General features: G+C 58.2%; 16 protein-coding genes. 3 read left to right on the forward strand and 13 right to left on the reverse strand.

The window, feature by feature from the left end; translation table 11 throughout:
* Positions 1 to 39: 39 nt before the first annotated feature.
* Both DM818_RS14355 and DM818_RS14360 read right to left on the reverse strand, forming a co-directional pair.
* Positions 40 to 672, reverse strand: coding sequence for a hypothetical protein (locus DM818_RS14355; protein ID WP_153952931.1), 633 nt, complete (start codon positions 670 to 672; stop codon positions 40 to 42).
* Between the two features lie 77 nt (positions 673 to 749).
* Positions 750 to 926, reverse strand: coding sequence for a hypothetical protein (locus DM818_RS14360; protein WP_153952932.1), 177 nt, complete (start codon positions 924 to 926; stop codon positions 750 to 752).
* Positions 927 to 1,480: 554 nt separating this feature from the next.
* Here DM818_RS14360 and DM818_RS14365 point away from each other — a divergent pair.
* The 3 genes from DM818_RS14365 to DM818_RS14375 all read left to right on the forward strand — a co-directional run bounded on the left by DM818_RS14365 (position 1,481) and on the right by DM818_RS14375 (position 4,175).
* Entirely contained in the window at positions 1,481 to 2,482 is a 1,002-nt protein-coding gene (locus tag DM818_RS14365; protein ID WP_153952934.1) for a DNA polymerase beta superfamily protein, read from the forward strand.
* Between the two features lie 33 nt (positions 2,483 to 2,515).
* Complete coding sequence (locus DM818_RS14370) at positions 2,516 to 3,040, forward strand: hypothetical protein (protein WP_153952936.1); 525 nt, start codon at positions 2,516 to 2,518, stop codon at positions 3,038 to 3,040.
* Positions 3,041 to 3,233: 193 nt separating this feature from the next.
* On the forward strand, positions 3,234 to 4,175 hold the full coding sequence (locus DM818_RS14375) for a hypothetical protein (RefSeq protein ID WP_153952938.1): 942 nt from the start codon (positions 3,234 to 3,236) through the stop codon (positions 4,173 to 4,175).
* A gap of 38 nt (positions 4,176 to 4,213) precedes the next feature.
* On the opposite strand, the gene DM818_RS14380 is transcribed toward DM818_RS14375, so the two are convergent.
* The 11 genes from DM818_RS14380 to DM818_RS14430 form a co-directional block, all read right to left on the reverse strand.
* Complete coding sequence (locus tag DM818_RS14380; protein ID WP_153952940.1) at positions 4,214 to 4,384, reverse strand: hypothetical protein; 171 nt, start codon at positions 4,382 to 4,384, stop codon at positions 4,214 to 4,216.
* Positions 4,385 to 4,588: 204 nt separating this feature from the next.
* Entirely contained in the window at positions 4,589 to 4,861 is a 273-nt protein-coding gene (locus DM818_RS14385) for a hypothetical protein (RefSeq protein ID WP_153952941.1), read from the reverse strand.
* A complete protein-coding gene (locus DM818_RS14390) occupies positions 4,858 to 5,073 on the reverse strand; it encodes a hypothetical protein (protein WP_153952943.1) in 216 nt (71 codons plus the stop codon). The genes DM818_RS14385 and DM818_RS14390 overlap by 4 nt, the downstream gene beginning before the upstream one ends.
* The gene (locus DM818_RS14395) at positions 5,070 to 6,041 is read right to left on the reverse strand and encodes an RNA ligase family protein (protein WP_153952945.1); all 972 of its coding nucleotides are present in this window, start codon (positions 6,039 to 6,041) and stop codon (positions 5,070 to 5,072) included. Before DM818_RS14395 ends, DM818_RS14390 begins: the two co-directional genes overlap by 4 nt.
* A 68-nt stretch (positions 6,042 to 6,109) precedes the next feature.
* Positions 6,110 to 6,658: a hypothetical protein gene (locus tag DM818_RS15260; RefSeq protein ID WP_235907971.1), complete on the reverse strand. Its 549-nt coding sequence runs from the start codon at positions 6,656 to 6,658 to the stop codon at positions 6,110 to 6,112.
* Between the two features lie 14 nt (positions 6,659 to 6,672).
* Positions 6,673 to 7,368 (reverse strand): DUF6378 domain-containing protein, encoded by a 696-nt coding sequence (locus DM818_RS14405; RefSeq protein WP_153952947.1) that lies wholly within the window; start codon positions 7,366 to 7,368, stop codon positions 6,673 to 6,675.
* The gene (locus tag DM818_RS14410; protein ID WP_153952948.1) at positions 7,365 to 7,769 is read right to left on the reverse strand and encodes a nucleoside 2-deoxyribosyltransferase domain-containing protein; all 405 of its coding nucleotides are present in this window, start codon (positions 7,767 to 7,769) and stop codon (positions 7,365 to 7,367) included. The genes DM818_RS14405 and DM818_RS14410 overlap by 4 nt, the downstream gene beginning before the upstream one ends.
* 41 nt (positions 7,770 to 7,810) lie before the next feature.
* Positions 7,811 to 8,071 (reverse strand): hypothetical protein, encoded by a 261-nt coding sequence (locus tag DM818_RS14415; protein ID WP_153952950.1) that lies wholly within the window; start codon positions 8,069 to 8,071, stop codon positions 7,811 to 7,813.
* Between the two features lie 46 nt (positions 8,072 to 8,117).
* Entirely contained in the window at positions 8,118 to 8,645 is a 528-nt protein-coding gene (locus DM818_RS14420; protein ID WP_153952952.1) for a hypothetical protein, read from the reverse strand.
* A 68-nt stretch (positions 8,646 to 8,713) separates the two neighbouring features.
* Positions 8,714 to 9,034 (reverse strand): hypothetical protein, encoded by a 321-nt coding sequence (locus DM818_RS14425; RefSeq protein WP_153952954.1) that lies wholly within the window; start codon positions 9,032 to 9,034, stop codon positions 8,714 to 8,716.
* A gap of 362 nt (positions 9,035 to 9,396) precedes the next feature.
* Positions 9,397 to 10,902: a hypothetical protein gene (locus DM818_RS14430; protein WP_153952956.1), complete on the reverse strand. Its 1,506-nt coding sequence runs from the start codon at positions 10,900 to 10,902 to the stop codon at positions 9,397 to 9,399.
* Positions 10,903 to 11,173: the final 271 nt, after the last annotated feature.

Here is an 11,173-nt window from a genome sequence, read left to right on the forward strand (position 1 = left end):
GTCGATACGTTCGGTCCGATGTTGGTTCGATGGTGAGCTTCATCTGTGTTGGATACCGTCAGCTTCGTCTGCAATCTGCTCCAAGAGCTGTGACGCCAGACGCTCAGCATTGCGCTCCTGGACTTTCTGTGCCGTCGGGCCATCTGTGTCGAGGATTCGGTTTGACGCTGCGACCTTCAGTCGATACTGGGTGACTGGGTCTTCCAGCAGGTAGCGGTCTGCAATCCCGCTACTGTCGTTCCACCGAGTAAGCTCGACACGGCGCATGATCGACTCGACCGCATCATCGCGTGCGCGAAACGCCTCCTGACGGATGATACGGTGTGCCTCGTCGCCGGCATGTCCCTGGTACTGGTATCGGTCGCTCTCGTTCAGCTCCGATCGGAGCTGTTCGAGCGCATACCAGCGACACGTTTCAGGTGACCCAGCCAGTGCTGTCGCCGTCAGCCCCAGTTCGTCACGGTAGACGACCGTCTGATTGAACTGCTGCATGTCCCACGTCGGTGGCCCGGACTGGCGCTCCGGTTCATCACCACGGAGGACACCGATTGCACGCGTGAGTCGAGCTCGGCTGAGGTCACTCGCTTTGATGTAATCGCGAATGAGCATGCTCAACAGCACGATGTTCAGGTAGACCGTAACTGCCCAGATCGTCGGCTCCCAGTCAAACATCGCGTGGCCCTCGCGTCAGCCAGTTGGCGATAGCGGTGGCCAGAAACACTGCAGCTGTAGTGGCGAGCCCGACTATCTCAATCATCGTAGTGCTCGACCGACTCGACTTTGAACGACCCGTGGCTGAATGCGATCGCCTTGTCTGGTAGCGAGAGGATGAACAGCTCGTCCGGGTCACCCTTGTACTCGAGTTTCCCGAGTACATCCTCCGCTGCAACGATGTCCCCTTCCTCGATATCTTCAAATCTGGACATACTGCGTGTTGCATGGCGACGTACATGAATATGATGGAAGCGACCCGTACAGCTGTGGCGCACTAGCTGCCCACACAGATGGTACAGTTTGCGTATCGTCGCATATGGTTTATCTATTCGCGGAGCGACGCGCTACCGGCGTAGGACAGTGAGTTCCTCGGAAAACTCCGAGGGTTGGGGTCGACCACCCAACACCGGAGGTTCTATCCTCCGGGGACGGCCGATAGCAGACGACCGACGGCGAACACCGAGGGTCCGTACCCTGTTTTCGCCGGATGTGGGGTATTTGCCTCCACGCACCGCCGTCCAGGCCAGAGAAAAGCTGACCCGTGTGCGATGTAGAGATCTGCGCTGTACGCAGGTCGGACACCATGCCGACATCGGCGCTCTCAGCCGACATACACACGTATGGCACCACGCACATATAACTGTTGGGAACCAATACGCGAAACGGCGCATATTCTCAGATAGGAGGCTGTATCCCAGTATCTAGCACCACCAGCGCCGTGTACGGAGTGCAGTAGGTATTTCTTACTGGAACTCGTTTGCACGCTATGAGCAATGTGCTTGATGCAGAACTGCGGAAAATCGAACGGGAGACCGGCGTCCACGTGATCGCTGACGCTGAGTACGGGTCGACGGCCACTGGCCTCGACGGCCCCAACTCCGACCTCGACGTGATGTTCGTCTACCTCAACGCACACTCACGTCATGTTGCTGGCAATCAGCCGGATACCATCACGCGCACGAGCGATACCGAAGACATCGAGCTCACCGGCTGGAGTCTCGAGAAGTTCGTGGGGAGTGACTCGGGGATTCTCTCCTCGAACCCCTCGGTCATGGAGTTCATCAACAGTCCGTCGCGACGCACCTTCAGTGAGCGCGTCGACGGGTTCGAGCAGCTCTGTCGGTATGCCGAATCGGAGTTCAAGCCACTGGCGCTCATCAAGCACTACAACTCCTTCGCGACATCCAACCACCATCGCTATCTGAAAGACCGGTACAAGCTCGCCGAGGATGCAACGTGGGCCGACATTCGAGAACTGTCGCCACCCTCACTTCCCGACCCACCGAGATTCGGTGTCGACGAAGAAGAGTCGTTTATCGGGCCGAACGAAACGACAATCGCCTACCGGGCGACTGAGACCCGAGAATCCACGATTCCAACCAGAGCAGCTGTCGAGGCTGGGTATCTCGTTCGGGCAGCGAGTGACCGGACACCCAAACGGGCGCTCACGGTCATCGACGCACTCCTTCGATCGCTGTACGTCGAGTTCGAACATGAGCTCCCGCCAGCCAACTTCGATGAACTCCAAGAATCGGTCGGCGTGCTCATGGATGGCGACATTCCGGGCCCGAAGATCGACCATCTCAAAGAAGCGAAGCGTACCGGAGATGGGGACGAGATAAGCTATCATATCCCGGTCAACTGGATCGAGTCGAAACTCGACCGCACGTTCGCCTACGACGATCACGTCGACCGGACGCCCTACAGTGAGACCGTCGATGACTGGGTGGAGCGCATCGTCCAGTCCATCGCGTACGGGGTCCAGTAGTTATTTGTATCGGGAACGCATTCACCCGAGTGCATGAAAGACGCAGACGAGCTGCTTGGTCGCTACGCACAGGACACTGTCACCGGGTTCCATGGAGTTATCACCGCTGTCAGTGAGCAGTATCCGGGCTGTACGATCATCAACGTCGAGCGTGAGCTCGACCGGCCGGACATGTCGACAGAGTCGATGTTCAAGAACCGCTTCCGCTTCGACCTCGGTGAGCAGAAGATCCCGCCGGCAACGGACAATCTGCTGGAAGAGAAGAACATCACGCTCGGTACGCGTGTCCGACACACTGTCTCCGGGTTCGAGGGTGTGGTCACCATCATCCAGCACGACCTGGAGTCCGTGACGCATGTCTCGGTCATGCTGTCGCCCGAAGACGATGACGCTGCTCCTCCGGAGACGAAGAGCGTCGACCTCCATCTGCTCGAGCGTGTCGATGATGGAATGGAAGCGGAATTCGAGGACCTCGTCGACTCGGATGATGACGACGGTGGGGAACGAGGGCCGGTGAATACGTCGACACCGATGGCGAGCGACAAACTGACGCAGTAGTTTCTAGTACCCACGAATCATTGGTGAGCTCGTGTCGCAATCAGTAAGTGGTGCCACAGACACCAGTGGCCCAACGGAAACCAGTGATTCCACCGTCGCAGATGCACCCACAGAGAAGATCGAGACCGTTCTCGACCGATCGTCGAGTGACGAGCTCGAACAATATATCCAAGAGATCGAGGAGCGCCGGCACGTGATTGACGCCTGCCCAATCGACATCTACGTGTCCAGCTCCAACCGTCGCTGGTCGTACCCATACCGGCTGAACACGTACTACAACAAGCGCCCTGGCGTCGCCGACTCCTCGGAGACGATGATGATCGACTCGGGGTGGGGGAAACTCGGCGATATCGACAAGATCCTCGAAGTCGCGAGCGATCTCGAGGCGGACACCATCATCGGTGAAGACATGACACCTGCCGTCGAGGGCTACGAGCAGTTCACTCCCGAGGAGAATGCTCGGATGGCGTGGGACGGTGTGCAGAGACTCGAGAACCACAGTTGGGACGGTGACATGCTACTCCCCATCCATCCCCACGATGGCTCCTACCAGTACAGCCTCGACGAGCTGATGCACTACGATGTTGGCCGAGTACTCGGCTTCGAGGATCATCCTGCATTCGACATGCGGTCGTGTCGATTCGATCTCGTGGAGGCATACGGTGGGGTTGCCATCGGGGGACTCCGTGACCTCGACGTCGAGGAGCGAATCGAGGCACTCCGTTCGATCCGCAACCGCGTTGGCTACCAGACGACGGTCCACGCACTCGCACCGGGCACCGAGCCCGAGATGATCCGCTTCCTCAAGCACAATCCACGTGTCATCGACTCGATGGATATCTCCACGCCGGAGAACAGCGTTGCCAACAACAAGCTCCCTGACCGAACGTGGAGCCAGGACCGCTTCATGTTCCCCACAGGAACCGACTCGACGACGGTCAGAGCATCCGCCACGGTCTTCCAGACCATCATGCTCAACTATATGTTGAGCCCGCTGTGCGACGACTCAGCGATCGGTCGCGACGATCCTGAGCTCATCTGCCCCGACTGCGAGTACGGCACCCACAAGCGGAGCCATCGATACTGCCCGAAGCACGGGACCGAGATGGTTGAGTTCGACGAGTACGACGACTGACGACACAGACACCATCGAGACAACAGACGCCCTTGGCGTTACTGGTACGTCCGGTCCTTCTCTTCGTCCTCATCGACGGTTTGCTTGTAGGCTGCAACTGCCTCATCACGAACTTTCGCTGCATCTGCGTCTGGATCCTGGATCTGTACGTAGCCGTGCTCGGTCTCGATCACAGCGAGCGTTGGAGGTTCGCTGTCTTCATCACTCATGCGACGTACCTCAGAACGCCCGCTGTGCGTTCAGCCATCGGTTCTTACAGGCGATCGTGCAGAATCGAACGTCTGCCCACGCTACTGTTTCTCCATCGCCTGCGACCATGTCGCTACAGCTGGCACACGGCTCCTCGTACTCTGGATCTGCTACATCAGTCATGCGACAGACGACACAGGCCCAACAGGTACAACAGATACCCGTTAGGCGGTCGTTGCTTCGATCGGGCGGATGTTGTCTGGAACGTCTGTCTCGTAGCCCAGGAGCGTGTGCAGCTCCTGGCGTGTCACGGCAATCGGTTCGTCTCGCTCTTCGGTTTCGATGTACGCAATCCGGAGCAGTACTTTCCTGTCTCCGAACGCACCATCGTCGACGATGCGGGGCTCGTGTGTCGTCTCGACGTTGGTCGCCGTCACAGACTCGCCCTGATAGGTCATTCCCTCCTCGTTGATCACCGACGCCCAGATACCACTCACAGTGGCCTCTCGTCGAGCTCGAACTCGACTGTTTCAACCCGGTCAACGTATCTCAACTCGACCGAGACATCTGCCCGTGCAATCATCCCAGACTGAACGGTCAGTGGAGATATCGACACCTCGCCGATCGAGGCCACGTCCCAGTCGACCGCCTTGTCTGTGTGGCGTGTCACTGTAGATCTGAGTGTCGCGACTGGGAGGAGACCACTCATATCGACTGCACCTCGTCTTTCAGGACACGCACACACTGCTTGGAGGCGACCGAGCGGATCTCTCCCTTCGAGTCCGTGTCCAGATCGATGTCGTCGTTCATGATGCCCCACGCATTCTCCTCGACCGCGTCAGTGATGACGCGACGCGGGAGCTCGGTCATCATCTCCATCGTCAGCCCGTCGAAGTGGCCTTCGTCGACGAGCTTGTGCATCTCCTTCCGGATTCGAGCGTCGGTCAGATACGTCTCGACGAACTGCTCGGCCGGTGTAGAGGGAATAGACGACGATGACGACGGTGACCTGTGCTGCTCTCTGAACGAATCGTGGACCATCTTCGCCCGTGCCCCTGTGTCGATGTTCCGGAGCACGACACCCTCGGCAAGCCCGTCCGCATCGAATGCCATGTCGGCATCATTGTCTGTCTCTCGAAGCCGACTCTGGGGTACCGAAACTCCTTCCTCACGGATGCTCGATGCTGGCCTGGTACCGAAGTGTGGGACAGTCTCGAGAAGCGTATCGCCAGCGAGTTCGAGGAACTTCCCCCGATCGACGAACTGCTCGGTCTCCCGATCGTAGATGTCGAAGACGAGCACGTTGGCGGGGAACTTCTCCTGTGGGTCTGGATGTCGCCCCTCGAATGCGTCGTACGTGATCGTATGCTCGTGCATCGACTCACCGTAGAAGACCCACCGCTCAGGCTCGTCGAGAGCGTCCGGGATGAAGTATCGGGCGAGCCAGTCCCGTGCATGCTCGAAGGCACTCGGGAAATCTTCGAGCTCGGCGTGGTCCTCACCGACTCCGTAGGTATGATTACGCGATCCGATGATGAGTTCTCCGTCGTTGATCGCGAACCGGATGTTCGCCCCATCGAGTTTCTCGGTTATCTCGACGGTCGTCCCATTATCGAGGAGGCCCTTGGCTTCATCACTACTCGGGTACCGTATCGACGGATACTTCGGAATCTCCATGCGACGACCGCCCGCGACTGATGCCACAGATGCCTGTGGCTCCCTGTACGCCTGTGTCGACTGTGGCGTCAGTCGAGGGACTGCATCTTCGTGTACTCGCCGTCTGTATCGATGAACTGGATCTCTGTGGCGCCATCGTGCCCATGGATCTCCTTGGTCGCTTGGAGTCCATCGGGGGCTGGCTTCGTCGCCATCCCGTTCGAGTCGGTGTTGAGGTCCTCGTTGTCGCTGTTGTCCCACTGCATGTGGACGGCACCGTCAGGGTAGACGACGCCTTCAGCAACGACACCGGTCCCACTGGTGCCAGAGACATCCTCCGTCCGGACGAGCTCGAACCGGCGAGAGTTGTGATCGGCTGCCATCGCCTCCTGGAACTCCTCCACCGACATCTCCGTGTGCAGCTCTTGGCGCATACCGTCAACCTCGATATGCAGTTCGATCTCGGCGATCGCTGGCTCATTACCGAAGGTACCATGGTTGATGTTGTACGTGTACTCCACAACATCGTCAGGATCGACGTCGACGAACGTCCCATCGAAGATCGTCAGCACACGAGTGAGGTACTCGTACTCTTCCTGGTCCCAGGTATTGCTCCCGTCCCAGTCGGTCGTACCCATCTGCCACGGGTGATTCATACAGACTCACCCATCCAGTTGTCCTCTGCCAGTCGAGCAGCGTTCTCCGCGTAGCCAGCCATATCGACCCAGTTGTCTCCGTGGTAGTGGCCCTCGGCCGAGCGCGCCACCTTCAACAGGACCATCATGTTGGCCACATCGACAGCGTCGACATCGGTTCCGAGATAGCCAGCCCACATCTGAGCGATGCGATCGAAGGAGTCCTCCGGATCGCCGTGTGTGTCAGGCCGGTCGTAGACGATATCGTGTGCCTGCTTGAGGATATGGCTCTCCTCGAAGCCACTGTTCGCTGTGGTCTGCCTCTCGTCTGTGTCGTCCGTGTCGTCTGTGTCGTCCGTGTCGTCTGTACTCGTGGCTTCTCCAAGTCGCACGTTCGCGACCCGCTGTACATCGACGGTCGTCGCTACATCGGTCTGCTCCCACTCGACAGCACAGAGATGAACGTCGTCTACATCGAGGGCATGCTTCCCACAGACCCACTGCTTGATGCCCTCACGACCGCCGAGTGGCACCATGAGGATACAGGAGTGGTTGCGTTGTTCGAGCGGGCTCCGATGGCAGCCGTCGTACGTACACGACATGTCCGAGACGGCAAACCTGTCGGCCCACTGTGTCGAGAGCTCCCACATGATCCCATCAGTCTGGATCGTGACGCCGAACTCACTGAGGTAGTTCTCGATGTCCGATGTCATGGTTCACGCTCCCCGAGTGCCAGCCCGATTGCTTCGTCCATCGTCTGTGCGACACTGTCAGAAACGACTTCGAGGAACTCTGGAACCATCGACCGGCCTGCGTTCCATATGACGACAGCTGTCCCCGAGCGCATCGCGTGGAACGCTTCCATGGATGCACCGGACAGCTCGTAGTCTGGACGCCGATAGACAAGCACCACGTCCGACTGCTGGACGTGCTGCATGTCCCACTCGAAGATCTTCTCGAGTTCCCGCTCTGGATCCATGTTGTGCTCGAATGGATCGAAGAGCGTACACTCTATGTCACTATACGAACTCGCGACGTGCTGGCTGACATCGTCTCGCCAGTCTCCGCCACCAGCCCGCTCTCTGGGGCCCGCCAGGTAGATCTTTCGCTCCATGCGACATGGTTGATCGACACAATTCCCGCTGCTGCGTCCGCCTAATACGGCGTGCTCTGTTGGAGGTCGACGCGGAGTTCGATCTCTTCCGACGATTCCCCACGGGACTCGTAGACATCGTACGAGCGCCCTTCGATGGTGAATTCGAAGGTGTCGAGACTGGACTGCCGATTTTGCCGATCGAGTTCTTCACCGAGTGCCGACAGCCGTTCTTCGAACGTGTCTCCGTTGTCGATTGACTGGCCGATGTCGGATTCATCGACTCCAGTATTCACATCCGATTCTGCTTCAGTGTCTGTCATATCTCCGTGTACTTGTCTGAGACACTTGAACGTTTGGAGAATGCGTTTACTGAATGTCGGCGTCCCACTCCCGCTCTTCGACGACGTCTTCCCACGTCTCGATCACGATATCGTCGAACTCCCAGCCCTTGAGCTGGCAGAACGCGTCGAGTTGCCAGAGCAGGCGCGCGATCTCGAGTGAGATCTGTGTCTCGGAGGACTCTTCATCGTTCACATACCGACACAGCGACCCGTATCGCTGGTACAGTTCGGTGATGCACTCGATGGGGTCGTCAGTCAGGGTAGCACCCCCACGTGTGTAGTGTCTCACCTGGTCGCTAACTTCGATCCCAGCACGCGACGCGAAGTCAGCGAGATAGATGGCCACATCTGCAACCGAATCACGCTCGGCGTCGTCTCCAACGTCGCCATCGTACTTCTCGGCATCATCGATCCCCTGTGCGCGCTTGAGTACCGATGTCGTGAGCTCACCGAGCTCCTCGCCGGCGCCGGTCAGTGGATACATTGCTGGTTGGTCGCCGAAGTTATCCTGTGACCATTCACCGACCTGCTTCGCGAGCAGCTTGAAGTCCAAATGCGTTGTAGGTTCTCCCATCTCCTCGGCGTATGGGCGTCCCGTAGAAAAATCTCCCGGTAACCAGTTTACTGCTCGATGAAGTGGAGCGTGAACACGGTATTACACGAGTCACAGACCGTCTCCTCGGTTCCTCGCCATGTGGCCGGGAGACTGAGGTATGCGTCCTCACAATTCGGGCACTCGACATCGCTGTGGCCGGACCCACCGTCGCCATGTCGGAACTTCATGACGGGATCGCTGAACGATGTCAGCCCAGTGTTGAGTACCCATTCGAGGGCATCAGCATATCCCTCGTAGTACGCCTGTTTCTCACCACTGCTGGTGAATTCTTTGAAGCCGATCGATGCGAGTTTGTCGTGAATGGCGTCGATGAAGTTCAGACTCATATGTCGTTCACTGTTGCCCATTGACCGACGAACGGGTCGAATATCTCTAGATCGCCGAGTGGGCCAGGATCGAAGGCACGTTCCGGACATCCACACACGAGTACGAACCCACCATTGCGCTGTTGTGCAAGCCCGACGTGATCCTCACAGTCCGGACAGATCACAGAGCCAACGTCAGTCGTCCACAGTCCAGTGTCTGGATGGAACAGGCCCTCCTGTGTCAGCACAACAGGGACGCGTACGTCGTCACACTGGCATTCGAGTGCGTACGGACTGTGTGCGACAAGCTGTGGAGTTGCGTTACACTCGGTACACGGATACCGGTCGTATGTCGGTTCGTCCATAAAAAACGGAGTACTGCGTTAGTTCTCGTCGCCGTCGGTGGCGAGTGGGTCGTCATCCGACTCACGGAGTGGGGCACCGTAGGTTGCCCGTAGCTCCGCGTGGATGCGATCGTCGATCTGTGCGAGGTTAGCTGTGTTCCGAATCCGCTGCCACAGCTCGTCGTCGTCGTTGTCGTGGTCGCGGAAGACACGCAGTTCGGCGTTGCGAAGCTCTTCCTCGCGGTAGACGAGTTCGTTGACTCCAGCATGGTCGTAGCTGGAGTACTCCAGGTCGCTGACGACCTCGCGCGTCACACCGAACGAAGAGGTGAGCGTGTGCTTGTTCAGCGAGTGACGGTGGACGAAGCCAGTGTTGGGGTCGAGGAAGGCCGACACCGACACCGTCGTCGTGAGTCGTTCGAGCTCGGGGCAGCTCGAACTGATCGCCCGCTTGATCGCCGACAGTGCGCCGGCTTCGAAGTTGTTGACACCGAGATAGTCGCCCGGCGTCGTCAACAACTCGACTGTCGCGAGGAACCGCTGTTCCTTCTCGCTCACGATGACAGTATCCTCGCCGATCGAGAACAGCATCTCTTCGGCAGTGTCGATACTGAACGTGATGAACTCATGCCGGCCGTCGTAGTTGGTGAGCTCACCGCCCGTGTTGTGCGGAGGAACGGTCGTATCTTCGGTCAGATAGTTCTCACCGTTGTAGCCGACGTAGAACGTGTCCGCGATGACCCAGCCGTCATCGCGAACATCGATCATCCGACTATCGAACACGCTGCCAACGAACTGCTGGACCTTGTTGGTCGACACGCGCTGTGCGCGGGCCGTCCGGTAGGTCCGATAGACACTGTTGGCTGCATCGGTGTCCAGTTCGGACTCACCATCAGCCTCCCGATTCTCGAAGTAGCTGATGATGATGTCGGAGATCTCAGAGCTCTCACTCGCCGTGAGAAGAAGATCCTCGTCGTGGTCACCAACGGTCGTACTGATCTCGTAGCGATCGTGATCGAGCGAGCCCGCAACGGTCACCTCGATCTGGTACTCTTCGCTGATCCCATCGAGGGCGTCTTCCTGGAGCTGTGCAACCGTGTCAGGGTAGAGCTCCTCTAGCGTTTCACCGTTGGACGCGTCAGGCACATCACCCAACGCGTCGGCATCATCGTCCTCGAGGTCGTCCTCGATGTCAGCGATGATCCGCCGGAGCCCATGACTGAACTCGACACCGTATTGGGTCTCCTCGACGCCCTCGAGCATCTTCTCACGCGTTCGTGGGGTCTCCAGGAGATCCTGGAACGCCTCGACGATCTCCTCAGGGAGATACGAACCGTACTCTGCTTCGAGTGCGTGGTAGAGGTGCGTTTCGTCGTCGGTCGCGTCGTCAGGGATGAACCGGCCAAGATGGACCAGATCACCGACCAACGTCTCGCCGTCCCGAAGCATCACCGTTCCGCTGATCTCGAAGGATCCATCACCGATCATGTCGGCGTCGACGGAACTCGAGAAGACGATCTGGTTCGCCATGGTTCCCGGTTCCATCTGTTTCTCGCCGTCGCTATACTCGACGTAGTATGTCGAAGGACGTCCATCCCGCGTCTGAGACGATCGCTCCAAGACAGTTGCCTGGAGCTTGTCGCGGAGTGAACGGTCCGATCCGAATTCTTCGTGCATCGCATTTCCATTTTGTATGGTGGCACACTTGTACCTTGTGGGAACAGGTTGTATTTGAGTCCGCTGGCCATACTGCCTGAAACGACAGTCTACGACATTTTGAGAGTTCGTCAGTATTCACGGGGGTATAACCCGTTTA

It is taken from the genome of Halosegnis longus, assembly GCF_009663395.1.
GTDB classification, from domain to species: domain Archaea; phylum Halobacteriota; class Halobacteria; order Halobacteriales; family Haloarculaceae; genus Halosegnis; species Halosegnis longus.